This is a genomic window from Streptomyces sp. NPDC001493 (assembly GCF_053597235.1).
The window spans coordinates 94,443-118,225 of record NZ_JBSFHV010000023.1 but is presented as its reverse complement, the minus strand read 5'-3'; the positions used below and the strand labels follow the sequence as shown (position 1 = coordinate 118,225).

Sequence of the window (23,783 nt, the reverse complement as noted above, 5' to 3'; positions counted from 1 at the left end):
GGAATCCGCGCCACGTCCCCGCCCCGTCCGGGGTTTGATCCGGTTGTCAGCGGGTCAGTGCACTATCGGGGTGGGAGGTGGCGTGATGAGGACGCACGCGGACTACGACTGCGACGTGCTGGTGATCGGCGGCGGGATCGTCGGTCTGTCGACGGCGTACGCGCTCACGCGCGCTGCGCCGGGCACCCGGGTCACGGTGCTGGAGGAGGCGTACGACCCCGCCGGTCACGTCGCGGGACCGGGCGGCGGGCTGATCCACAGCGGTGTCCACCACCGCCGGAGCTCCCTCACGGCCCGGTTCGCCGCGCGCGGCGGCAGCGAGATGACCGAGTTCTGCGCCCGGCACGGCATCGCCCACACCGTCGCCGGGAAGCTGATCGTGGCGACCGACCGCTCCGAGCTCCCCCGCCTGCACGCCCTGGCGCAGCGTGGCCGGGAGCACGGGCTGCCGGTGCGCGAGCTGGGCCCGGCGCAGATCGCGGAGTACGAGCCCGGGGTGCGCGGGCAGGCGGCGATCCGGGTCTCCACCACCGGGGTCTGCGACGCGGCGGGGGTCCTCGCGGCGCTCGCGGGCGAGGTGGCGGCCGCCGGGTCGGTCGTCCGGTGCGCGGCGCGGGTGACCGCCGTGGACCGGCGGCCCTGGGGCGTCGCGGCCCGCACGGCGGACGGGACGGTGGTCCGCGCCCGGGCCCTGGTCAACGCCGCGGGCCCGCAGAGCGACCGGGTGGCGCGGCTCGCGGGCGACGAGCCCGGCGTACGCGTCGTGCCGGTCCGGGACACGTACTACGAGCTGCGCAGACCCGAGCTGGTACGCGGAGTGGTCCAGCCGGTGCCGTACCCGGGGCACCCGTTCCCCGGGGCGCAGCTGATCGGCGGCATCGTCCGGTCCGTCGACGGCACGGTCCACGTCGGGCCGGTCGGCGCGACGGCGCCCGGGCGGCCCGTGCCGCCGGTCCACCCCGGCGGGCTGCTCTCCGCGCTGACCCGGCCCGCCTCCTGGCGGACCGCGCGCCGGCCGGAGGGGTACGCCCGGGAGGCGCCGCCCCTCGTCGGGGCCGGTGCGGTGCTGTCGGCGGAGCGGACGCACATGATCGGGCGGACCGCTCGGGACGGGCGCCCCTGGCCGACCGGGCGTCCCCGGCCGGCCGGTCGGGCTGCTCGGGCGGGTTCGACGGGGGCGGTGGTGGCGGCCGCGCTGCGGCGGCTGCTGCCCGACGTGACCGAGGAGGATCTGGGCCCGGTGCGCACCGGGGTGCGGGCCCAGGCGGTGCACGCCGACGGCACTCCGGTCGAGGACTTCCTGATCCAGGAGGCCCCGCACACCGTGCACGTGCTCCACACCCCCGCGGACGCCGCGCTGGCCACGGCGCTGCCGGTGGGGCGGGAGATCGCCCGGCGGGTGCTGGCCCTGGCGCAGGGGGCGGGGTGGAGGCCGCCCGCCGTAGAATCGGGGCATTGTGTCTGAGCAGCCCCTGAACCCCAGTACGGAGCCCGGCGCGCGCGACGAGACCGCCGAGGCCCCCGCCATCAACGCAGCCGTGACCGCGGATATGAACGCGGACCTGAACGCGGACGTGAACGCAGCCGCGAGCACCACCGAGGACACGGCCGACGCGGAACCTTCCGACGCGGAAGCCGCCGACGCCGCCGCCCGCCGGGCCGCCTCCTTCGACCGGCAGCGCCGGTTGCGCCAGGAGCCGCGTTTCCCCGGTGGCCCGGCCGCCGACCCGGCCGGCTCGCACCACGAGCGCCGCATCCGCAGCTTCCAGCCGCGCCGCAGCCGGGTCACGGTGGGCCAGCAGGACGCGCTGGAGCGGCTCTGGCCGCAGTGGGGCTTCGACATCGACGGCCTGAGCGTGCTGGACCTCGACCAGATGTTCGGCGGGCTGCCGGTCGTGCTGGAGATCGGTTTCGGCATGGGCGAGGCCACCGCCCAGATGGCGGCGGACGACCCGGCCACGGGCATCCTCGCCGTCGACGTGCACACCCCGGGCCAGGGCAACCTCCTGCGCCTCGCCGAGCAGGCCGGTTCGGCCAACGTGCGGGTCGCCAACGGCGACGCGATCATCCTGCTCCGCGAGATGCTGAAGCCGGAGTCCCTCGACGGCCTGCGGGTGTACTTCCCCGACCCGTGGCCCAAGGTCCGCCATCACAAGCGGCGGCTGATCCAGCCGGACTTCCTGGACCTGGTGTCGGGGCGGATGAAGCCGGGCGCGGTGATCCACTGCGCGACCGACTGGGAGCCGTACGCGGAGCAGATGCTGGAGGTGCTGACCGCGCACCCCCGGTTCGAGAACACCCGGCCCGACGGCGGCTACGCCCCGCGTCCCGCGTTCCGGCCGCTGACCCGGTTCGAGGGGCAGGGCCTGGACAAGGGCCACGTCGTCCACGACCTGCTGTTCGCGAGGGTCTGAGACCACGACCTGGTCTTCGCGGGGGCCTGAAAGCCCGTCCGGGCCCCTCGGCGCGGGTCTGAAAGCCCGTCCGGCCCCTCGGCGGGGGCCGGACGGGAACCTCCTGGTCGTTTGTCGGTCCCGCTCGTTAGGGTCGGGACATGTCCGCCGGGTCAGAGCAGCACCAGCAGCACCAGCCCGCCGTCCCCGTGCTCGAGGAGCAGCGGATCGGCGAGATCCTGGGCGCCGTCCCGGAGCGTGCCCACTGGCGCTACCGCCCGCGCCGCGTCGGGATGGTGTGGCGCAGCAAGGCGTTCCGCGCGGGCGCGGTGATCGTCACGCTCGCCATCTGCGGGCTGCTCATCCTCGCGCTCGTGCGCAGGGAGACCGGCACCGAGGGGTTCCTCGTCGGTCTCGGGCTCGCGGTGCTGCCGGTGCCGCTGCTGATGTCGGCGTTCCGCTGGCTGGACCGGGTCGAACCGGCGCCCTGGCGGAACCTGCTGTTCGCCTTCGCCTGGGGTTCGTGCGCGGCGGCGCTGGTCGCGATCGTCGCGAACTCCTTCGCGACGTACTGGATAGCGAACCTCTCGGCGGACCCCTCCGGCGCCGACACCCTGGGCGCCACGGTCGTCGCGCCGATCGTCGAGGAGAGCGCCAAGGGCGCCGCCGTACTGATGCTCTTCCTGTTCCGCAGACGGGAGTTCGGCGGGGTCGTCGACGGGATCGTGGCGGCGGGCTTCACCGCGACCGGGTTCGCGTTCAGCGAGAACATCCTCTATCTCGGCAGTGCCTTCGGCGAGGACCGGCAGCTGGGGACGGTGGGAATCGCCTCGGTGACGGTCGGCACCTTCTTCGTACGGATCGTCCTGTCGCCCTTCGCGCACCCGGTGTTCACGGCGCTCACGGGCATCGGCTTCGGTCTCGCCGCCGCCGGGCGCGGCGGCAGGCTTCGACGGATCGCGCTGCCCCTGCTGGGGCTGGTGTGCGCGATGGGTATGCACGCCCTGTGGAACGGTTCGGCGACCTGGCGGCCGTACGGCTTCTACCTGGTCTACGGCGTCGTCATGATGCCGGTGTTCGGGCTGCTGACCTGGCTGGCGATCTGGTCGCGCAGGCGGGAACTGCGGACGCTCGCCGCCGAGTTCCCGGCGTACGCGGTGGCCGGCTGGCTCACCCCGGCCGAGCCGCTCGCGCTGGGCTCGATGCGCGCCCGGGGCATGGCCCGTGACCTGGCCCGGCACTGGCACGGCGCGTCGGACCGGGCCAGGGGCCGGGCGGCGGCCCGTGCCGTCGCGGAGTACGAGTCGTTCGCGACCTCGCTGGCCGCGCTGCGGCGGGACGCCCGGCGCGGTGCGGTGGGCGCCGACTTCGCGGCGCGCGAGCAGGAGTTGCTGCACCACCTGTGGGAGCGCCGGGACGTCGCGGCCCCCGCGCTGAGCCAGGCGGCCCGCAGCGTGTTCCGCCCGGCCGTCCGCCGCCCGCTGCCCGTCCCGTACGGCCCCGCGGCGCACGGGGCCCACGCGGCGCACGGGGCCCACGCGGCGCACGGGGCCCGGGGCTACGCGCCCCCGGCCGCGGCACCAGCACCGGCACCGTACGGAACCGGTCCGGCGTCCCCGTACGCCCCCGGGCCGCAGGCCGCCCCATCACCGGCCCCGGCCCCGGCCCCGGCCCCTCAACAGCCGCCGCCGCACCGGCAGTACGGCGGGCACAACCCCTATCTGCACCCGCCGCAGTAGCGGGCCTGATCAGTGCCCCTGGTCCGCGCTCAGGCGGAGGCTTCGGTGAGCCGGTCCAGCTCCTGGCCGGTCAGCGTGAGGTCGGCGACCGCGAGCAGCGCGGGAAGCTGTTCGGGCGTACGGGCCGAGGCGATCGGCGCCACGACCGTGGGGCGGGACGCGAGCCAGGCCAGCGCGACGGTGGCGATCTCGGCCCCGTGCGCTTCGGCGACGGCGTCGAGCGCGCTCAGCACCTTCCGCCCCCGCTCGGACTCCAGGTACGCTCCGGCCTTCCCGGCGCGGGCGCTCTCCACCTGCGTACCGGGCCGGTACTTGCCGGTGAGGAAGCCGGATGCCAGCGCGGAGTACGGGACCGCGCCGAGACCGGTCTCGGCGGCGAGGTCCTGGGCGGGGCCCTCGTACGTGTCGCGGGAGACCAGGTTGTAGTGCGGCTGGAGGGCGACGTACCCGGCCAGTCCCTCGCGCTCGGAGAACGCGAGCGAGGCGCGCAGGCGTTCGGGGCTGATGTTGGAGGCGGCGATCTCGCGGACCTTGCCCTCCTTGACCAGCTGGTCGAGGGTGGTGACGATCTCCTCCACCGGGACGCCCTCGTCGTCGTAATGGGTGTAGTAGAGGTCGATGTAGTCGGTGTCGAGCCGCCGCAGGGACTCCTCCACCGCGCTCTTGACCGTGCCGGAGGCGAGCCCCCGGTACTCGGGGTGGGCACCGGCCTTGGTGGCGACGACGACGTCCGCCCGGTTGCCGCGGGCCTTGAGCCACTTGCCGATGATGGTCTCCGACTCACCGCCCTGATTGCCGGGGACCCAGGCGGAGTACGCGTCGGCGGTGTCGACGAAGTTGCCGCCGGCCGTGGTGTAGGCGTCGAGGACGGCGAAGGACTGGGCCTCGTCGGCGGTCCAGCCGAAGACGTTGCCGCCGAGGGCGAGGGGGAAGACCTCGATGCCGGACGTTCCGAGCTTGCGGAGAGAAGAAGTCATGAGGGGTTCAACGGAGTGGACGGAGAGCCGTATTCCGGTCCGGGGCTCCGAATCGCGGCCGTCCGCCGCCCGGGGCGCGCTCCTGGCACGTACTCCGCGTCCGTGCTCGGGGCCGACGCGGAGCCGCGGATGGAAAGAGAACCGGCAGCCCTGACGCCCTGGGGGGGGGTGGGGCGTCGAGGCTGCCGGGGTTCGGGGGCTCAGCCGTGCGCCGAGCGTCAGACCGTGAGGCCCTTGCCGGTCAGCCAGGCCATCGGGTCGATGCCGGTGCCGTCCGGGGTGTGGACTTCGAGGTGGAGGTGCGGGCCGGTGACGTTGCCGGTGGCTCCGACGCGGCCGATGGTGTCGCCCGTGCTGACCTGCTGGCCGACGACCACGTCCATGGAGGACTGGTGGCAGTACCAGATCTCCGTACCGTCGTCGAGCTCCAGGACCGTGCGGTACCCGTACGAGCCCGACCAGCCCGCGGACTTGACCGTTCCGCCGTGCACGGCCTTGACCGGGGTGCCGGTCGGCGCGGCGAAGTCGAGGCCGGTGTGCTGCCCGGAGGCCCACATCGTGCCGGCCTCGCCGAAGGTGGAGGTGATCGTGTACGCGGAAGTGGGGAGCGAGTAGCTGGCGGCGAGCTTGGCGAGCCTCTCGGCCTCGGCCTTCTTCGCCGCGGCCTCCTCGGCCGCCTTCTTCTCCGCGGCGGCCTTCGCCTCCGCCTCGTCCTGCTGCTTCTTCGCCTCGGTGGCGGCCTTGGTGGCGGCCGCCGCCTCCTCGGCCGCCTTCGCGTCCGCGTCGGCGGCGGACTGCTGCTGCTCGGCCTGCTGGAGGATGCGGGCGCGCAGGGCCTCGCCCGCGTCGGTGGCGCCCTGCTCGGTCTCGGCCGTGGTGAGCCCGGCCGTGGTGAACGGCGCGGCCGCCGCGACCGGGGCCGGGGCGTCGTGGGACTCGACCGCGGTGATCAGAGCGCCCAGCCCGGGAACGGACTTGGCGTCGGGAAGGTTGTCCGCGAGCGAATCGGGAAGAGAGATGGAGACCGGCGGCTTGCTCTGCGCGGTGGCCATGCCGCCCGCACCGACGGCCGCGATGACGCCGACCCCGAGGACGGTGGAACTACGCGCGAGACCACGCTGCTTGGCCACGCGGTGCCGGCCGCGGACGGGGCGGAGGGAATCCTCGGTGGGGTTCCATTCCTCCCACGCCTTGTCGGAGTCGCCGGGGGAGCCGAAGCCGTCGAGGGTGGCAAAGGGTGACGGGGCTTCTGGGGCAGGCTGGTTGGACGCCACGGGGGCGCACTCCTTTCCTTCCTTCTCGCCTACCGGGTTAGCTGACGGGTTCGGAGCAGGAAGGTCTCCTACGGGCGCCTGACGTCTCTGACGAGACACAGGTGTCCGATTCACCCCAAGAAGTGGTTCCCCGGTTCCCTTGCGGAATTCGGCGCTCGCGCACGGCGCCGTCTCTGACGACGGCTGGGACGACCGCGCTGCGTTATCGAACGTTAATAGACACACGGCTCCGATTCCAAGCCGTTCCCCTTGATCATTCCCACTTCGGGGCGGGATTTACCACCGCATATCACCACTCATCGGGGCGACTTGCGGACTGCCGGTGCACCCCGACTTTTCTGACGGTGTGTCATATGTTATCGAGCGGCACCGGTCTGCTACGGACCGTCGCCGCATCCGTCCGGCAGCCCCGGGGAAGCGCGGAAGCGCCCCGGGACGACGGCGCGCACCACCGCGTCAGCCGTCCCCGCGGCCCACGATCGGCACGGTGGTCCGGCGCTCCGGCTGGTCCTCCGCCGGCCGGGCGACCGCGAGCAGCGCCAGGTCGTCCGTCGAGCGGCCACCGGTGTGCAGGCGGACGTCGTCGGTGAGCGCCGTCAGCAGTTCGTCCGGACCGGGGAAGATCCGCCCGCGCAGCCGCTCCGCCGGGTCGTAGAACACGCCTGCCCGGTCGCGCGCCTCGGAGAGCCCGTCCGTGTAGGTCAGCAGCGTCGCCCCCGGCGGCAGTTCCCACTCGTCCACCTGGTCCGGCCAGGCGCCCAGCGCCATGCCGAGAGGGAGTGCGGGCATGCTCGGCCGCAGCACGTCCAGCGCCCCTCCGGCATGGAGCAGCAACGGCTCGGGGTGGCCCCGGTTGACGATCCGCAAGGTCGCGGAGCCCTCCGGGATCTCGGCGAGCACCGCGGTGACGAACCCCTCCACCGGGTCCAGCCCCCCGCGCCGCGCGGCGTCCCTGGCCAGCGCCCGCTCCAGCCGCTGCGCCACGCCCTCCAGCGTCTCCTCCTGCTCGGCGGCCTCCCGGAAGGCGCCGATGATCACCGCCACCGCCTCGACCGCGTCGAGCCCCTTGCCCCGTACGTCACCGAGCACGAGGCGCACGCCGTACGGGGTGTCCGCGACGGCGAACAAGTCGCCGCCGACGTACTCGTCCGCCTGCGCCGCCTCGTACCGCGCGGCGACATGGAGCCCGCCGACCCGGTCGGCCGGAACGGGCAGCACCGCGCGCATGGCGGTCTCCGCGATGATCCGGGCGGAGGCGAGCTGCTCGTTGCCGCGCCGCACGACGCCGTTGATGACGAGCGCCAGCACGGCGGTGGTGAACACGGTGAGCGTCTCGATGATCGGGACGATCTGCCCGATGGTGCCCACGTACACCCGCATCGCGATGACGGCGGCGAGCGAGGCGACACCGATCCGGATGGTCCCCGCCCGGGAGGCGAACGGAGCGGCGATGAGAGGGGCGGCGACGAACAGGGGCACCGCCGTGAAGCGGGGCGGTGAAGCGATGTCGAATACGAGTCCGCCGGCGATGAGCAGGGCAGGCAGCATCCGTACGAAACGCCGGGCGCCCACACCCCCGGCCATCCAGCCATGCTCGTACAGCGGTTTCCCCACCTCTGCGCTTCTCCTGCCCTGTCCCGCCACGGCTGCGGAACCTACCGCGCCCCGCCCAGGCTGGCCCGAACCGCGCCGCGCGGCGACTCCCCGTCGTCCATAGGGGGGAGCGCGCGACTCCCCTTCGAGCGCCCCCCATCGCCGGCGTACGCCGGGCGGTCAGGACCGGCGAAGCGATGAGTTCCGCGCCGCGCCGCGAGCCCCGGCGCGCCGCACACGGAAGCGGCGGACCGGTTACCCGGCCGGCCGGACGCCCGTCCACGCATTCGGTCGGGCGGCACGGACCGCGCAGGCGTGCGAGACATTTCCTGGATGGACCATTTCATGCCCGGTACGGCAGATCGTTATGCCGCGGGACCGCGTACGCGAGCGGGCGGCAGGGCCGAGCGGTGACGAGCGGGCACAGGGCCATGGAAACGACTCGGGCCCGGCACGCTGTGCGTGCCGGGCCCGGGCCTTCAGTAGCGGGGACAGGATTTGAACCTGCGACCTCTGGGTTATGAGCCCAGCGAGCTACCGAGCTGCTCCACCCCGCGTCGATGAACACAACTCTACGCCATCCTGAACGGGCTCTTGACCACCCCGGCGTACGGCCACCCGGGAGACGGCGGGAAGCGGGCGCCGCGGAGGCGGCACGAACCGGCCCGAGCCCCGCCGGGGCCGCCCGACGGAGGCGCGGGGGCGGCAGTGCCCGAGCAGGGGTGGACCGGGCCGCCGTGGGCCGCAGAGAGGTGACAACCACCCTTTTCTCAGAGTGGTTTCGCGCTCCAGTGGCGCCATTGTCACGCCACCACGGGTGTAGAGCACCACAGTTGATGTCAAAGCATCGCAGCACATCGCTCAACGGTGCTTTTGCATCAGGCGGTTGCCAGGCGTGCGCTTCTGGCCAAGGATGTGGCTGCATCCCCCAGAACCGGCGGGCTGCCCGTGAGGACGCGTGCCCCGAGGCGGTGGTTTTCGCCCTGCTCCGGCGCCGGCCACGCGCCCCGGTCCCGCAACGCAGCCCCCTCCTGGAGGACCCCGCCATGACCACCTCTGTCACTCCCGCCCCTTCCGCTCCTTCTGCCCCTTCCGCTCCGTCGGAGGCTTCTCTTGGGGTCCGGGTACGCACCTCGGCGGCGAGCGCGATCATCGGCGGCCTCGCCGGGGCCGTGATGAGCGCGGTGGTGGTCTACTTCCTCATCGGCATGCCGGACGGCGAGGGCACCAACGCCCTGAACAACGCGATATCCAGCCTGATCAGCGGCTTTCTGGCCGGCTTCATCGGCCTGATGATCCACCAGAGCAAGGCGGCAGCGGCGACCCGCGCGGCGGCGGCCGAAGCCGCCGTGACGACCACCGCGACGACCACCGCTACGGCTTCCGCGACGGCCGATTCCGCGAGACCGGTGGCCGCCGCCGAGGCAGCAGTCACGACCGAGGCAGCCACCACCGAGGCGGCCGAGACCAAGGCCCCGACCGTCGCCTGACCCCCGCCCCGGAGCGCGGAACGACCGCCCCCGTCCGGCCACACGGCCGGGCGGGGGCGGCGTCACTTCTGCGGGCCCGCACCTCGGCCGGCGGGCGGCAGGCAGCAGGCGCCGGACAGCGCACGTCGGCCGGCGGACGCCGGGCGGCAGGCGCGCAGCGGCGAACGGCAGACGCCGACCGGCGGGCGCCACACCGCGAACTCCCCTTGGGCCACCGCCTGTTCGGCGGTGAGCCGGTGGCGCTCCTACTCGCGCCGCTCGACGGCGATCTCGTACGCGATCTCCCACCGCACGTCCGGCACCACGATGTCCGCGGTCTCGACCGGGCGGCCGTCGATGTCGTAGAAGGTGCGCTCCATCTCGGTGATCAGGCCGCCGATGCTGATGCCGAGGAGGTTCGCCTGCTCCTGGGTGGCACGGGCCGGGCGCGGGATCTCGACGGCGCGCACCACGACGACGCCGATCGACCGCATCCGTTCGACCACGCCGATCCCGGCGTGCGGGCCCATCTCGGGGAGCACGACCGGGGTGTCCCCGGTGATCGCCATGGGTTCCCAGCTCCTGGAGAGCTGGACGGGCAGCCCTTCCACGAGGAACTCGTAGTCGGTGACGACACAGAGGTCGCCGGGCTCGATGTCCAGCCGCTCCGCGATGCGTTCGGGCGCCGGAGTCCGTGCCGCGGACCGCGACTCCCATTTCCCCTCGTGGTCCTGGGCGTTGAGGGTGGCACGGTAGGGCGAGGTGGCGTAAGGACGCCTGGTGCGGATCATCCTTCCGCGCTCACGCGGCCGGCGGACGTAGGTGCCGGACCCGGCGCGGCCTTCCAGGATGCCCTCGATGGTGAGCCGCTCCATGGCGCGTTGCGCGACGGATGCGCCGACCCCGTACTCCTCGGCGATCCGGGCTCGGCTGGGCAACTTGTCGCCCACGGCCCACTCGCCCGACCGAATCCGGTCGCGGAGAGCGTCGGCCACCTGAAGGTAAGGGGTGTCGCGAGGCATATGCACAGCTCCCAGCCGTGGAAGTCGGACATTGACAAAGCTAACCCATCAGGTCGAAGCTGAATATTCAGCATCACGAACCGTGATGAACTCATCCAGGGGAGAGCCATGCCCTCTGTGCCGCCGCGCGTTGTTGCCCTTGCGGGCATGCTCGCCGCCGCGACCGGCGCCGAGCCGCAGGTGACGGAGACTCCCGGCGCGTTCCGGGTCTGCGCGGCTCTTCCCTCCCCTCTGAGCAGCGCCATCCACAGCACGATCCTCATGACGCTGGCGCACGGCGACCGCTTCGGCCACGAGGCCGGCGCCGACGGCATCGCCCGTGTGTGGGCCGAGATCGACCACCCCGCTCCGAGACGAAGGAGAACCGACATGGCAGAACCGTCCGGGGGCACCGCTCCCGGAGACGCGGAGTACCGCACGCTGATCACGCACACCGCGGAATGCACGGCCTGCCGTTCGGAGCGGGTCGAGTGCGAGATCGCGGCCCGGCTCAGCCGCGCGTGGCGGGCGGCCCGCCGGTGATCCCCCGCATCTGCGTCGACTGCGACCGGACCATCACCGGCCCGGCCGTGATCACGGCGGAGGGCCACTCGGCCTCGGGCGCCCGCCCCGACGCCTACGCCCACCCGTCGGACTCCCCGGACTGCCGGCCCCCGGCGCGCAGCCGCGGCCACCGCATCAGAAAGGCGCTCGCGGAGAGCCAGGTCCGGCGCTGAGCACGGGCCGGACCCCCACGGAAGGCCGGGTCCGGCCCCATCCCCCCACGGGCCGCACCCCGTTCACCCACAGCGCACACACAGGTACATAGGCTGGCCGGAGCAGTAGGCGTGCCGCATCGGGTCGCACACCACCGCTCCCAGCCAACAGGGGTCAGCCTTGCTTCGCCGCACTCTTCTCCTCACGTTCGCCTGCACCGCCCTGCTCGCGGGAGGCTGCAGCACGTCCGCCCCGGCAGACGGGACAAGCGCGGACGGAACGAGCGCGGACGGGACGAGCGCGGCGGAGCACCGGTCCCCCTCGCCGAGCGCGAGCGCCGACCCGACACGAACCGTCCTGGCCGCCGTCGAGGCGACCGGCCGTACGACGGCACGCACCACGCACCGCACGGAGATGGGCGCGGGCGAGGGCACGACGTACCTCATCTCCGGGGGTGGCGCGTACGACTTCACCCGCCACCGGGGCACCACGACGGTCAGCGTGGCGTCAGCGGCCCGGTTCGAAGAGGTCTTCACCGACGGGAAGCTCTACATGCGGGGCACGGCAGGGGCCGAGACGATGGAGTGGACGGCCATCGACCGGTCCGGCATCGAGGCCCAGCACGTGCTGAGGTCCCCCGCGAACGACCCGGAGTACACGCTGGAGCAGGCCGCCATGGCCACCGACTTCACCAGAACGGGCTCGGAGCGGGTGGGCTCCGTCCCGGCCACCCACTATCGCGGCCAACTCCCCTATGAGGCGCTCACGTTGAAGCTGGCGAGGAAGCCGCTGGAGACCGTGGGGAAGCTGCGCGAGATGATGGGCGGCGAGATCTTCGTACCCGTCGACGTATGGGTGGACGGGCAGGGGCGGGCGGTCCGGATACGGACGACCCTGCAGATGGGTACCGCCGGGTCGTCCGTCAGCACATTGACCCTCACCGATCTGGGACGTCCCGTCGAGGTCACGGCCCCGCACGCCGAAGTGGAGGTCGGGAGCGACGAGATGGGCATGGTCGCCTGACGGATGGGCGCCCGGCCGGCCCGAGGTCGGTGGCGCGGACCGGAGCGATCAGCGCACGACCTCGCGCACCCTCGCGCAGCCCGCGTATCGCCCTCGTAGGGCCCTCGCGCAGCCCTCGTACGGCTCTGGAGGGGGCGCCCGCCGGAATTCCCTTGAGCGGTACGGGAGAAGAAAGGATCATGGCCGCTCGTCGCAGCCATGGACCGGGAAGGAGCGGGTCGCCGTGCTCGCGCCCCGACGTCCCACGAGTGAAGGACGCCCACGTCATGCACATCGCTCTGGCCACTCTGCCCAGCAGGCCCGAACGTCCGAACGAGGACTTCGTCGCGGTCACGGACGACCTCGTGGTCGTCCTCGACGGCGCCACCGTCCCGGGCGGCCTGGACACGGGATGCGGCCACGGGACCCGGTGGTTCACCCGGAAGCTGGGCGGCCGGCTCCTCTCCCTGCTCGCGCCGGAACCCGGTCTGCCACTGGCCGACGCGCTGGCCGAGGCCATATCCACCACGGCCGACGAACACGGCCGCAGCTGCGACATCGCCCATCCCGGCCACCCGTCCGCGACGGTCGCCCTCCTGCGGGAGAACGAGGACGCGTACGAGTACCTGGTGCTGGGCGACTCCTCGGTCGTACTCGACCTGCCCGAGGGCGTACGGGTCGTCACCGACAGCCGGTTCGACGAGGTGGCCGTCGCCGAGCACCGGGCGCTCGCCGCCGTTCCGCTGGGCACCGCCGAGCACGCCGGGGCGCTCCGCGCGCTCGCCCTCGAACTGCGGGTCCACTGCAACGTGCCGGGCGGCTACTGGGTGGCGGCCGCCGCACCGCAGGCCGCCCACGAGGCGCTGACCGGGAGCGCCCCGCGGTCCTCCGTGGCCCGGGCGGCGGTACTCACGGACGGGGCCTCGATCATCGCGGACACCTTCGGAGAGCTGAAGTGGCCCGAGCTGCTGGACGTACTGGCCGGGGCGGACGGCCCGGCCGAGCTGATCCGCCGCGTACGCACCGCCGAACTCGCCGATCCCCAGGGGCTCCGGCAGCCGAGGAACAAGGTGCACGACGACGCCACCGCGGTCTTCTGCCGGCCCCGCACCTGGTGATCACGCGCGTACGCGGCACCCGAGGACGACGGAGGAAATGACGGAGCGCCCCGACCGGCCGGAGCCTGTCGGGGCGCTTCGCCGCAGGTCGGAGGAGATCTCTCCCCACCCTGCGATCGGTAGGCCGTGTGGGACTCGAACCCACAACCAACGGATTAAAAGTCCGCTGCTCTGACCAATTGAGCTAACGGCCCCTACCGGATCACCCACGAGCATAGCCCGCCCGGACCCGCGAGCCGATCCGGTATCCCGTGATGGGCCGCTGCGCCGGGAGAACGGGCCGCCCGAGCGCCGCAGGACGGGCGGATCGTGACCTTGTGAACGCCGCTACGGGGTACGGACTGCGGGCCCCGCACCGCAATCCCGAGCCGCAGCCCCAACCACGCGGCCCGGCCACGCAGCGCCCGCAGCCAACAGCCCGCACCCCCTCGCAGCCCGCAGACGCCCCCGTACACGCGTCAGGGCCCGTACACCACCTCGCGGTGTGTGTACGGGCCCTGGCGTCGGATCGGACGGCTCACGCGGCCGTCAGGTCGCGGGTCCGCCGGTCGGCGGTCCGGACGGCCGGTCAGCCGTTGCGCTTCCAGCGGGGCTTGTCGTCACGGCGGCCGAAGCTGCCGGTGTTCGTACCGGTGTTGCCGCGGTGGTCGTCACGACGGCCCTGCGGGCGGTCGCTGGTGCCACCGGAGCGGAAACCGCCGGCCGGACGGTCGTCACGACGGTCGCGGTTGAACGGACGGTCGCTGCCACCGGAGCGGAAGCCGCCGGAGGGGCGGTCGTCACGACGGTCGCCACCGGAGCGGAAGCCGCCCGACGGACGGTCGTCGCGGCGCTCGAAGGGACGGCCGCCACGGTCGTCACGACGGTCGCCGCCGGAGCGGAAGCCACCGGACGGACGGTCGTCACGACGGTCGCGGTTGAACGACGGACGGTCGTCGCGACGCTCGAAGGAACGGCCACCGCGGTCGCCGCCACGGTCGTCACGACGGTCACCGCCGGAGCGGAAGCCACCGGACGGACGGTCGTCACGACGGTCGCGGTTGAACGACGGACGGTCGTCGCGACGCTCGAAGGAACGGCCGCCACGGTCGTCACGACGGTCGCCACCGGAGCGGAAGCCGCCCGACGGACGGTCGTCACGACGGTCGTTGCCGCCGCGGTAGCCGCCACGGTCGCCACCGCGGTTGTCGCGGCGCTCGTAGTTGCCCCGCTCGTCACGGCGCTCCTCGCGGACCGCCGGCTGCGGCTCCGGCACGGCGACGGCTGCCTCGACGGCGGCCTCCGCCTCGGCGACGGCCTCGGCCACCGCCTGCTCCGGGTCGTCGCCCCGCTCGCGCGCGGCACGGGCCACCAGGCGGTCGGCCTCCTCGCGGAGCTCGCCGGCGCGGCGCTGCACGTGCTCCAGCTGCTTGGTCAGCTCGGCGACCTCGCGCTCGGCCTGCTTGGCGGCGTTGTTCGCGGAGTCGGCCTGGACCTCGGTGAGCGAACGCGCACCGGTGATCTCGGCGACCTCGGGCTCGAAGACGCCCGCGCCCTGGACGATGTGGCGCGAGGCGTCGACGCCCGCGTCCTCCATCAGGCGGAAGATCTGGCGACGCTGGTGCGGGAGCGCCAGCGAGACGACGACACCGGACTTGCCGGCACGGGCGGTACGGCCCGAGCGGTGCAGGTAGTCCTTGTGGTCGCCGGCCGGGTCCACGTTCAGCACCAGGTCGATGCCGTCGACGTGGATGCCTCGGGCGGCGACGTCGGTGGCGACCAGGGCGTTGACGTAGCCCTTCTTGAAGTCTTCGAGGACGCGGGTACGGGCGCCCTGCGTCATGCCGCCGTGCAGCGCGTCGGCCTTCACGCCGGACTCGATGAGCTGCTCGGCGATGCGGTCGGCGCCCAGCTGGGTGCGGACGAAGATGATCGTGCGGCCCTTGCGGGCGGCGATGGCGGCCGTGACCGGCGCCTTGTCCTTCGGCTTCACGACGAGGACGTGGTGCGACATGGTCGAGACGTTGCCCTGGGCGCTGTCGACCTCGTGCGTGACCGGGTTGGTCAGGTAGCGCTTGACCAGGGTGCCGATCTCGTTCTCCATGGTGGCGGAGAAGAGCATCCGCTGGCCGCCGCCGGGGATCTGGTCGAGCAGCTCGGTGACCTCGGGCAGGAAGCCCAGGTCGGACATCTGGTCGGCCTCGTCGAGGACGGCGACCTGGACGTTCGCGAGCGAGCAGGCGCCGCGGTTGATGATGTCGCGCAGACGGCCCGGGGTGGCGACGAGGACGTCGACACCGCGCTCCAGGGCGTAGATCTGGTTGCCCATGGACGTACCGCCGCAGACGACCTTCATCTTGAGGCCGAGCACGTCGCCGTACGGCTGGAGCGCGTCCGCGACCTGCATCGCGAGCTCACGGGTCGGCGTGAGGATGATCGCGCGGGGCTTCTTCTTCTCGGTGTGCCCACCGGCCAGCGCGGCCAGGGTCGGCAGACCGAAGGAGAGGGTCTTGCCGGAGCCGGTACGGCCACGGCCCAGGATGTCCTTGCCGGCCAGGGCGTCCGGGATGGTCGCGGCCTGGATCGGGAAGGGGGTGGTCACGCCGTTCTGCGCCAGCTTGCGGACGATGCCCTCGGGCAGGCCCAGCGAGGCGAAGGTGAGACCCGGCTCGGCGTCCTCGTCGGACTCGGCGGCCTCGTCGGAGACGGCCTCGACGGGCGCTGCGGCCTCGGCGGACTCGGTCTCGACGACGGGAGCGGCGGCCTCGGCGGCCTTCTCCTCGGTCACCTCGGCGGCGACGGGAGCTGCCTCGGCCACGACGGCCTCGGCGACGAGCTCGGCGGTCTGCGCGAGCTCGGTGTCGATGTCTTCGGACATGACGGTGTGGTCAGAACTGGAAATTGACATGCGAAATGCGAAACCTTCCGGAGTCTCGGCACGCGCCCGTAACTCCGTGTTTTCGCAATTTCGACCGCCTCAATGCGGTCCAGCCACGGCAAGGGAGAGTACGCGCCACACGGCGCTCTTCTGTGTCGGCGCCGGGCAATGGGATCAAACGATCTACTACCATACGCACCCTCCCCCACATTGCGCAAACCGCCCTTCGTCGGCACTCGGTCAAAGCGCCTCCGACCTGCGGTGATGCCCCGCATCGGCAGGACCGGGCCGAGCGCTCATTCCGCCGGGGACGCGGCGGGCGGCGACGGCTCCTCCGGCGGGGCCGGCGACTCCGCGGGCTGCCCCGGGCCGCCGCCCGCGTCGCCGCCCGAGGCCGGTTCGGTGGCGGCCGGCGGCGTCGGGTCGGGCGTGACGGGCGCGGCCGTGACGACGGGGTCACCGGGTCCCGCGGTGACCCCCGGCGGGACCACCACCACCGCGCCGCTCCCGCTGGGCGTCGGCGCGCCGGGGTCCTGGCCCGCCGCCGAGGGGCTGGGCGAGGCGGGGTCGCCGGAGTGCTTCGGGTCCGGCTTCCCGTCCTCGCCCCGGTCGGTGTGGTGGCGGCCGCCGGCGCCCGGGCCGGAGCGGCCGGACGTGCCGGACACCCCGCTGTCCTGGGCCTCGGCGGCCCCGGCCGCCCCGGCGGACTTCGTGGGGCGGGGGCCGGACTTCTCCGCGTCCACGCTCACGCACCCGAGGGAGGCGCCCAGGATCAACGCGGTGAGGACCGTCCAGCGGACGGGAACGGGGAACGGGCGCACGGGGCACCTCCGGGACGGGAACGCGGGAACGGGTGCGTGGTACCCAACTCCCCGGACCCCGCCGGGGACACGCCCACCGCGCCACCGGTGGGCGACCGGCGGGCGTCACCCCCCGAGTCCGGCCCCGCCCGCCACCTCCGCACCGAGGAACACCGCGCCGAGCCCCATCAGGACCGAGGCCACCACGTTCGCCCCGGCGAGGAAGGCCCGCCCGGTCTCGGCCAGCCGGAGCGTCTCGTACGAGAAGGTCGAGTACGTCGTCAGCGCCCCGCAGAGCCCCGTACCGAGCAGGGCGTACGTCGGCTCGGAAACGGCGGCCCCGGTCAGCACCCCGAGCAGCAGGCTGCCCGCCGCGTTGACCGCGAAGGTGCCCCAGGGGAAGACGTACGGCAGCCCCGCCCCGGGGTACCGCCGCACGAAACGGTCCGTCAGATACCGCAGCGGGGCGCCCACCACCCCGCCGACCGCCACCAGCAGCCAGTTCACCGCACACCCCCGGTCGTCGCCGTCGCCATCAGCCGGTTCACCGCACGCCCCCGCGCGCCCGGTCCACGCACGCCCGCGTGACGGCGGCCCCCGCCCACACCCCGGCGAGCGCCACCACCACCGTGCCGGCCGCGTAGGCCATGGCGGTCGCCACCTCCTGGCGGGCCAGCAGCTTCGAGACGTCGGCCGCGTACGTGGAGAAGGTGGTGAAACCGCCGAGCACGCCGACCCCGAGGAACGGGCGCACCAAGGGGCGCTCGACGACGGACCGTTCGACGGTCAGCACCATGAGGACACCGATCAGCGCGCAGCCGACGGCATTGACGAGGAAGATCGTCCAGGGGAAGGCCCCCACGGCGGTCGGCCACGCCAGCGTCGCCGCGTAGCGGGCCAGCGTGCCGATCACCCCGCCGGCCGCGACCACCCCGAGCACCGCCGCCTCGCGCGGCCCGGACCTCGCGGGGGCCGCCCCGGCCGGAGCGGCCCCGCCCGGCACGCCCGCTCCGGAACCGCTCACGCGTACCCCAGGGCGTGCAGCCGTGCGTCGTCGATGCCGAAGTGGTGGGCGATCTCGTGGACGACGGTGATCTCCGTCTCCGCGACGACGTCCTCGCGGGTCTCGCACATCCGCAGCGTCGGCCCCCGGTAGACGGTGATCCGGTCCGGCAGGACACCCGCGTACCACTCGCCCCGGTCGGTGAGCGGGGTTCCCTCGTAGAGTCCGAGCAACTCGGGGTCGCCGGGGTCCGGTTCGTCCTCGACGAACACCGCGACGTTGTCCATCAGCCGCGTCAGTTCCGGCGGAATCCGGTCGAGCGCCTCACTCACCAGCTCTTCGAACTGCTCGCGCGTCATCTCCAGCACCCCGCCATTGTCACGCACCCCCGCCCCGGCGCACCCGCCCGGCCGCCACCCGCCCCGTACGCCCTCGTAAGCCCACGTGAGCCCCCGTAAGCCCCGAAGAGTCCTCGTCCGCCCCCGGGTGCGACCCCGTACGCGGGCAGGCAGCGGCCCGGCCGCATGTCCGGAGCGCGGACCGGGCATACGGGCCCAATGGCGCGTGTCCCGTTCCGTCCGTTCCGTTCCGCCTCCGACCCTGCCCGCGACAGCCGACGCCGCGGCCCCCGGACCGCCCCGATGCAGGTGCCCGCGCTCGCCGGGGCCCGGCCGCGTCCGCTGGTGCGGGTGCTCGTGATGCTCGCGGTGGTGGTGCTGGGTGCCTGGCTCGGGCTGCTGGTGGTGGGGGACGTGAAGACCCCCGTCGGCCCCATGGACACCACGATGGCCCTGCGCCCCTCGCTCACCGGGGGCACCCGGGTGGACGTCTCCCCGCTCGGCTCGCTGGAACTGGACTCGCACGTCGCGCCGGTCCGCCTCGACGTGGACGTGGACCGCCTCGACCCCGGGCGCTCCCAGCGCCTCGTGGAGCAGCCCGAACGTTTCTCCGGGCTGCAGGACGAGGTCACCCGGGACATCGCGGACGGCGCCCGGGAGCTGGCGGTGCGGTCGGTGGTGGCCGTACTGACCGGGGCGACCGCGCTGGGGCTGATCGTCTACCGGCGCCCCCGCCCGGCCCTGGCCGCCGGCGGACTCGCGCTGGTGCTGCTGGCCGGATCGGGCGTCAGCGCGTACGCCACCTGGAACCCGAAGTCGGTGCTGGAGCCGAAGTTCTCCGGGCTGCTCTCCAGCGCCCCCTCGGTGGTCGGCGACGCCCGTTCGATCGTCACCGAGTTCGACGTCTACCAGCAGGAGCTGGCCCGGCTGGTCACCAACGTCTCCCGGCTGTACGACGCCACCTCCACGCTCCCCGTCTACCAGCCGGACCCGGGCACCCTGCGGGTCCTGCACGTCTCCGACATCCACCTCAACCCGGCGTCCTGGCACATCGTCGCCTCGCTCGTGGAGCAGTACGGGATCGACGTGATCATCGACTCCGGCGACACCATGGACCACGGCACCACCGCCGAGAACGGCTTCCTCGACCCGATCCGCGACCTCGGCGCCCCGTACGTCTGGGTGCGCGGCAACCACGACTCGGAAGAGACGCAGAAGTACCTCCGGGGCCTCAGGAACGTGCACGTCCTGGACGGGGGCAGCGCGGTGACCGTCGCCGGGCTGCGCATCGCGGGCACCGGCGACCCCCAGTTCACCCCCGACCGGACGCTGGCCCGGGGCGGCGAGGCGGCGGAGCGGATGGCCGGTCTCCGCCTCGCATCCGCCCTCCGCGACCAGACCCGGGCCGGCACCCCGGTGGACATCGCGGTGACGCACGATCCGCAGGCCGCCCGGGAGACGGACGGCACGGTTCCGCTCGTGCTCGCCGGCCATGTCCACCATCGGGTCAACGAGGTGCTCCCGCTCGGCACCCGGCTGAAGGTGGAGGGCTCCACCGGCGGCGGCGGGCTGCGCGCGGTGCAGAACGAGAAGCCGGAGAAGGTGCGCGCCTCGGTCCTCTACCTGGACCGCGCGACCCGGCGGCTCCAGGCCTGGGACGAGATCACCCTGGGCGGACTCGGCCTGACGACGGCCGAGGTGAGCCGCCATCTGCCGGAGGAGAACTCCCCCGCCGCGACCCCGTCGCCGACCCCGCCGGCCTCGTCGGCCCCGCCGACCGGTCCGCCGGGCAGCCCGCCGCCGACCCCGGTCGGCGCCCTGCCGAACACCTCGTCCGGCGCCTCTCCCCGCACCTCGCCCGACGGCTCGCCCGGCAGGGTCGGCCCGTCGCCGTGACCCGGCCGGGAAACCGTTTTGGCGTTAGCTCCGCCATCACATATGCTTCTGACGTCCCCGACGCGCTGGAAAGCGAACCGGCGGGCCTTTAGCCCTCATCGTCTAGTGGCCCAGGACGCCGCCCTTTCAAGGCGGTAGCACGGGTTCGAATCCCGTTGGGGGCACGCATTACCGTGTGCGAGACTTGTCTCGCACATTGCTTGGTCCTGTGGAGCAGTTTGGAGTGCTCGCCACCCTGTCAAGGTGGAGGCCGCGGGTTCAAATCCCGTCAGGACCGCTGCAGTTCTCAGGAGCTGCGTGGCTGGGTAGCTCAGTTGGTACGAGCGATCGCCTGAAAAGCGATAGGTCGCCGGTTCGATCCCGGCCCCAGCCACCTCCCGGAAGCCCCATCCCCACGGATGGGGCTTCCGCCGTTCCCGAGGTCGCCGGCGCGCCACTCCTCGCCGGCGAACGGCCACCGACCTGCATGTCCGCCGGATCGAGGACCTTTTCCCGCGGTTTGCCGTACCGACGTGGTCAGCACGGCGGCGCCGACACCGACCACCGTCGCCCCCGCGATCTCGGAGTGCGAAGCCCTGCCGGTCTCCATGGGACTCCCGCGCCGGCGCACGCACAGCGGCAGGTCGACCCCATGAGCCGGAGGGCGGCACGGCGGATCGACGCCTACCCGACGGCCGGAACGGCGTGACACTTGGTGCCGCGGGCACCGATGTCGACCGGACATCCACAAAGCCTCGCCTCTGTACGTTATCGTGTACGCCATGAAGACCATGAGCGTCACCGAACTGCGCGCCGGAATCGCCGACGCCCTCGACGCGGTCGAGGACGACGCCGAGGAGCTGGTCATCACCCGCGCCGGCCACGAGCCGATGGTCATCGTCTCGCTGGCCGAGTACGAGGCGCTGAAGGAGACCGACTACCTGCTGCGGTCACCGGCCATGGCCGAGCGCCTGCGCAGGTCCATCGAGCAGGACCGGGCGGGCAGGGGCACGATCCGCGAGCTGGTGGACCCGGACGACGAGAGCGGGCAGGGCGCGGCGTGAAGGTCCTCTTCCTCGACGACGGCTGGGACGACTACCTGTGGTGGCAGGCGAACGACCGCAAGCTGCTGAAGCGGCTGAACCAGCTGATCGCCGACGTCGACCGCAACGGCCACGAGGGGATCGGCAAACCCGAACCGCTGCGCAACGACCTTTCCGGCTACTGGTCGCGGCGCATCAACTCCGAGCACCGGCTGGTCTACCGCATCGACGAGGACGAGACCATCCACATCGTGGCCTGCCGCTTCCACTACGAACGCCGCTGAGGGCGCGCCCATCCGTGGGCAGACGTCCGGCACCGTCCCACATGGACGTCGGCCTTCCCCAGGGAGTGGGCGCCCGATCTTCGAATTCTTGGTATTCCCGGGGAGCGGGATCTTGGCGAGTACGGCATGAGCGAATACCAGTCCTACCAATTCCTCGCAGTCGACCGGCCGTTGAGCGAGCGGCAGCGGGATGAGCTGCGGGCGCTGTCCACGCGCGCCCAGATCACCGCGAACCGGATGATCAACCACTACGAGTGGGGCGACTTCAAGGGCGATCCGATCTCACTGATCGAGCGGTACTTCGACGCACACCTCTACTTCGCCAACTGGGGCGATCGCCGACTGGTGCTGCGCGTACCGGCCTCCCGCGTCCCCCTGGACACGGTCGCGCCGTACTGCCGCGAAGACGTTCTGACCGCACACCGCCACGGCGAGCACGTCATCATCGACATGACCAGCCAGGACGACGGGTTCGACGAGGACTGGTGGGTGCGCGAGCCCGAATGGGACGACGACGAGGACCACGGCGCCCTGGGCGAACTGATCGGCATCCGCGACGAGCTGGTCCGGGGCGACCTCCGCTCCCTCGGTATCGCGCGCTTGGCCGGCGGCCCGGAGCCAGGCCCGCACGATGAGGTGGACGGCATCCCTGACGGTCTGTCCACTGCCCAGCGGGCGCTGGCCGCTTTCCTCCGCGTCCCTGTGTGAACGCCCCCGCGCAGCCGTCGACCGGGCCCCTCGAATCGATCGTCCATGGCAACGCCGACGAGGGCGTACGGACCAGGGCGGCACGAACCCCGAATCACGCCGGACCGAGCGGGACGGAAGAGGACGGAAACAGGCCTGCGGGTCCGCCTCTCCGGTACAGCCCCAGGTCACGAAGGTGAATCCCCGGTTCGATCCCGGCCCCAGCCACCTCCCGGAGGCCCCACCCACACGGTTGGGGCCTCCGCCGTTCCCGAGGCCGCCGGCCCGGCAGTCATCGCCCGGACCGCGGACCGGGCGCCTCTCCTCCCCGTCCGACGCCCGGCGTCACCGGGCTCGGGTCACCCGGCCGGGTTCCCCACCGGGGTGACACTCTCGGCCGGGGCCGCGCTGCCGGTACGGGCCACCTCGGCGGCCTCCTCGATGGCCGAGGTGAAGGTCGCGTCGGGCTGGGCGCCCGCGAGCGGGCGGCCGTTGACGAGGAAGGACGGGGTGGCGGTGGCGCCGAGCCCGTACGCCTCGGCCTGGTCCCTGCTGACCGATTCCGACGCCGCCACGCTGTCGAGGTCGGCGCGGAACTTGTCGAGGTCCTTCACGCCCGCCTCCTTCGCGAGGGCGGTGAGCCGCTCGGGTCCGAACCCCTTCTCCTTGGCGCCCTTGGCGTACGCGGCCCGGTGGAACTCCCAGAAGCGCTTCTGGCGGCCCGCCGCCCAGGCGGCGCGGGCGGCGGCCTCGGACTCCGCGCCGAAGATCGGGAAGTTGCGCCACTCGATGCGCAGGGTGCCGTCGGCGACGTAGGCGTCGATCAGCTCCGGCTCGGTGTCCCGGGCGAACGTGCCGCAGTAGCCGCACTGGAAGTCGCCGTACTCGACGAGGACGACGAGGGCGTCCGTACGGCCGAGGGCCAGCGGGTCGCCGGGTTCGCGGCGGGCGAGCTTCGCGGCCTCCTCGTACTCCCCCGCGTCGGGCCGGGCGGACACGCCGACCGCGGCGGGGGCCGGACCGGGGGCGGTGGCCCGGTAGGAGGCGTAACCGAGCAGGGCTGCGGCGAGGGCCACGGCGGAGCCGTACAGCAGGGGCTTCTTCGACCGGCTCTTCTGGGGCAGGGGCATGCGGCACTCCGGGAGCGTCGTACGGATGCGGGGACGGCGGGGAAGAGGGACCCGCGCGCGGAGCGGCGGCTCTACCGGCCGGGCGCGCGGTGGACGGCGGCTATTCGCCTGCCGGAGCATCCGGAGCCACCGGAGCCGGAGCCGCACCCCCGAGAAGCGGTCCGGAGCGCGGTCCGGAGCGCCGGACGCGTCGTACGGGACAAGGCGAGGGCCCCTTCCCGGACGGTCTCGGCGGTCGACTGCCGGAAATGCTAGGCCGTGTCCGGCCATTCGCGTCGGATCGGCGGGCGGTGTCCGGTGCGGTGCATCGCAAGGCGGAGGACCACCCGCGTACCGGATGTACACGGGCGGTCCGACAACGCCGCGAGGAGCCGTGCCGGGCGCCGCCCGCCCGACGGGAATGGCCGGACGTGGCCTGGGGCCGTGTCCGGCCATTCGCGTCGGATCGGCGGGCGGTGTCCGGTGCGGTGCATCGCAAGGCGG

22 protein-coding genes, 5 tRNA genes and 1 riboswitch are annotated in these 23,783 nt (G+C 73.1%); of the genes, 15 read left to right on the top strand and 12 right to left on the bottom strand.

Annotation, left to right across the window (positions count from 1 at the left end):
- The first annotated feature begins 85 nt into the window (after positions 1-85).
- The 3 genes from ACWCWD_RS28330 to ACWCWD_RS28320 all read left to right on the top strand — a co-directional run bounded on the left by ACWCWD_RS28330 (position 86) and on the right by ACWCWD_RS28320 (position 4,132).
- Positions 86-1,465, top strand: a complete 1,380-nt coding sequence (locus ACWCWD_RS28330; RefSeq protein WP_450776974.1) for an FAD-dependent oxidoreductase — start codon at positions 86-88, stop codon at positions 1,463-1,465.
- Entirely contained in the window at positions 1,458-2,414 is a 957-nt protein-coding gene (gene trmB / locus ACWCWD_RS28325) for a tRNA (guanosine(46)-N7)-methyltransferase TrmB (protein WP_450776972.1), read from the top strand. Before ACWCWD_RS28330 ends, trmB begins: the two co-directional genes overlap by 8 nt.
- A gap of 140 nt (positions 2,415-2,554) precedes the next feature.
- Positions 2,555-4,132 carry a PrsW family intramembrane metalloprotease gene (locus ACWCWD_RS28320; protein ID WP_450776970.1) on the top strand — a complete coding sequence of 526 codons (1,578 nt, stop codon included), beginning with the start codon at positions 2,555-2,557 and terminating at the stop codon, positions 4,130-4,132.
- Positions 4,133-4,161: 29 nt separating this feature from the next.
- Here the strand turns inward: ACWCWD_RS28320 and ACWCWD_RS28315 are convergent, their stop codons facing one another.
- The 4 genes from ACWCWD_RS28315 to ACWCWD_RS28300 all read right to left on the bottom strand — a co-directional run bounded on the left by ACWCWD_RS28315 (position 4,162) and on the right by ACWCWD_RS28300 (position 8,533).
- Entirely contained in the window at positions 4,162-5,109 is a 948-nt protein-coding gene (locus ACWCWD_RS28315) for an aldo/keto reductase (RefSeq protein ID WP_450776968.1), read from the bottom strand.
- A gap of 218 nt (positions 5,110-5,327) precedes the next feature.
- Complete coding sequence (locus ACWCWD_RS28310) at positions 5,328-6,383, bottom strand: M23 family metallopeptidase (RefSeq protein WP_450776966.1); 1,056 nt, start codon at positions 6,381-6,383, stop codon at positions 5,328-5,330.
- Positions 6,384-6,394: 11 nt separating this feature from the next.
- A riboswitch (cyclic di-AMP (ydaO/yuaA leader) is annotated at positions 6,395-6,547 on the bottom strand.
- A 292-nt stretch (positions 6,548-6,839) separates the two neighbouring features.
- The gene (locus ACWCWD_RS28305) at positions 6,840-7,967 is read right to left on the bottom strand and encodes a PP2C family protein-serine/threonine phosphatase (protein ID WP_450777001.1); all 1,128 of its coding nucleotides are present in this window, start codon (positions 7,965-7,967) and stop codon (positions 6,840-6,842) included.
- A 492-nt stretch (positions 7,968-8,459) separates the two neighbouring features.
- A tRNA-Met gene (locus ACWCWD_RS28300) sits at positions 8,460-8,533 on the bottom strand.
- Positions 8,534-9,022: 489 nt separating this feature from the next.
- Between ACWCWD_RS28300 and ACWCWD_RS28295 the strand changes: the two genes are divergently transcribed.
- On the top strand, positions 9,023-9,466 hold the full coding sequence (locus ACWCWD_RS28295) for a hypothetical protein (RefSeq protein ID WP_450776964.1): 444 nt from the start codon (positions 9,023-9,025) through the stop codon (positions 9,464-9,466).
- Between the two features lie 245 nt (positions 9,467-9,711).
- Here the strand turns inward: ACWCWD_RS28295 and ACWCWD_RS28290 are convergent, their stop codons facing one another.
- The gene (locus ACWCWD_RS28290) at positions 9,712-10,467 is read right to left on the bottom strand and encodes a GntR family transcriptional regulator (protein ID WP_450776962.1); all 756 of its coding nucleotides are present in this window, start codon (positions 10,465-10,467) and stop codon (positions 9,712-9,714) included.
- A gap of 108 nt (positions 10,468-10,575) precedes the next feature.
- Here ACWCWD_RS28290 and ACWCWD_RS28285 point away from each other — a divergent pair, with 108 nt between their 5' ends.
- From ACWCWD_RS28285 to ACWCWD_RS28270, 4 genes are all read left to right on the top strand, one after another.
- Positions 10,576-10,989, top strand: coding sequence for a hypothetical protein (locus ACWCWD_RS28285; protein WP_450776960.1), 414 nt, complete (start codon positions 10,576-10,578; stop codon positions 10,987-10,989).
- Positions 10,986-11,183: a hypothetical protein gene (locus ACWCWD_RS28280; protein WP_450776959.1), complete on the top strand. Its 198-nt coding sequence runs from the start codon at positions 10,986-10,988 to the stop codon at positions 11,181-11,183. The genes ACWCWD_RS28285 and ACWCWD_RS28280 overlap by 4 nt, the downstream gene beginning before the upstream one ends.
- 160 nt (positions 11,184-11,343) lie before the next feature.
- Positions 11,344-12,186, top strand: coding sequence for a hypothetical protein (locus tag ACWCWD_RS28275; protein ID WP_450776957.1), 843 nt, complete (start codon positions 11,344-11,346; stop codon positions 12,184-12,186).
- Positions 12,187-12,452: 266 nt separating this feature from the next.
- Positions 12,453-13,283: a protein phosphatase 2C domain-containing protein gene (locus ACWCWD_RS28270; protein WP_450776955.1), complete on the top strand. Its 831-nt coding sequence runs from the start codon at positions 12,453-12,455 to the stop codon at positions 13,281-13,283.
- A 120-nt stretch (positions 13,284-13,403) separates the two neighbouring features.
- Here ACWCWD_RS28270 and ACWCWD_RS28265 read toward each other — a convergent pair.
- The 6 genes from ACWCWD_RS28265 to ACWCWD_RS28240 all read right to left on the bottom strand — a co-directional run bounded on the left by ACWCWD_RS28265 (position 13,404) and on the right by ACWCWD_RS28240 (position 18,311).
- Positions 13,404-13,477: transfer RNA gene (locus ACWCWD_RS28265), tRNA-Lys, on the bottom strand.
- A 374-nt stretch (positions 13,478-13,851) separates the two neighbouring features.
- Positions 13,852-16,140, bottom strand: a complete 2,289-nt coding sequence (locus ACWCWD_RS28260; protein WP_450776953.1) for a DEAD/DEAH box helicase — start codon at positions 16,138-16,140, stop codon at positions 13,852-13,854.
- Positions 16,141-16,436: 296 nt separating this feature from the next.
- Positions 16,437-16,961 (bottom strand): hypothetical protein, encoded by a 525-nt coding sequence (locus ACWCWD_RS28255; protein WP_450776951.1) that lies wholly within the window; start codon positions 16,959-16,961, stop codon positions 16,437-16,439.
- A 105-nt stretch (positions 16,962-17,066) separates the two neighbouring features.
- Positions 17,067-17,447, bottom strand: a complete 381-nt coding sequence (locus ACWCWD_RS28250; protein WP_450776949.1) for a fluoride efflux transporter FluC — start codon at positions 17,445-17,447, stop codon at positions 17,067-17,069.
- 37 nt (positions 17,448-17,484) lie between these two features.
- On the bottom strand, positions 17,485-17,964 hold the full coding sequence (gene crcB, locus ACWCWD_RS28245; RefSeq protein ID WP_450776947.1) for a fluoride efflux transporter CrcB: 480 nt from the start codon (positions 17,962-17,964) through the stop codon (positions 17,485-17,487).
- Positions 17,961-18,311: a metallopeptidase family protein gene (locus tag ACWCWD_RS28240; protein ID WP_327176650.1), complete on the bottom strand. Its 351-nt coding sequence runs from the start codon at positions 18,309-18,311 to the stop codon at positions 17,961-17,963. The genes crcB and ACWCWD_RS28240 overlap by 4 nt, the downstream gene beginning before the upstream one ends.
- 156 nt (positions 18,312-18,467) lie before the next feature.
- Between ACWCWD_RS28240 and ACWCWD_RS28235 the strand changes: the two genes are divergently transcribed.
- From ACWCWD_RS28235 to ACWCWD_RS28205, 7 genes are all read left to right on the top strand, one after another.
- Positions 18,468-20,177, top strand: coding sequence for a metallophosphoesterase family protein (locus ACWCWD_RS28235; RefSeq protein WP_450776945.1), 1,710 nt, complete (start codon positions 18,468-18,470; stop codon positions 20,175-20,177).
- 91 nt (positions 20,178-20,268) lie between these two features.
- A tRNA-Glu gene (locus tag ACWCWD_RS28230) sits at positions 20,269-20,341 on the top strand.
- A gap of 38 nt (positions 20,342-20,379) precedes the next feature.
- A tRNA-Asp gene (locus tag ACWCWD_RS28225) sits at positions 20,380-20,454 on the top strand.
- 22 nt (positions 20,455-20,476) lie between these two features.
- Positions 20,477-20,550 (top strand) — tRNA-Phe (locus tag ACWCWD_RS28220).
- Positions 20,551-20,929: 379 nt separating this feature from the next.
- On the top strand, positions 20,930-21,220 hold the full coding sequence (locus ACWCWD_RS28215) for a type II toxin-antitoxin system Phd/YefM family antitoxin (RefSeq protein ID WP_450776943.1): 291 nt from the start codon (positions 20,930-20,932) through the stop codon (positions 21,218-21,220).
- Complete coding sequence (locus ACWCWD_RS28210; RefSeq protein WP_450776942.1) at positions 21,217-21,483, top strand: Txe/YoeB family addiction module toxin; 267 nt, start codon at positions 21,217-21,219, stop codon at positions 21,481-21,483. The genes ACWCWD_RS28215 and ACWCWD_RS28210 overlap by 4 nt, the downstream gene beginning before the upstream one ends.
- Before the next feature lie 126 nt (positions 21,484-21,609).
- Complete coding sequence (locus ACWCWD_RS28205) at positions 21,610-22,191, top strand: hypothetical protein (RefSeq protein ID WP_450776941.1); 582 nt, start codon at positions 21,610-21,612, stop codon at positions 22,189-22,191.
- Positions 22,192-22,529: 338 nt separating this feature from the next.
- Here ACWCWD_RS28205 and ACWCWD_RS28200 read toward each other — a convergent pair whose 3' ends face one another.
- Positions 22,530-23,300, bottom strand: a complete 771-nt coding sequence (locus ACWCWD_RS28200; RefSeq protein ID WP_450776939.1) for a DsbA family protein — start codon at positions 23,298-23,300, stop codon at positions 22,530-22,532.
- Between the last annotated feature and the right edge of the window lie 483 nt (positions 23,301-23,783).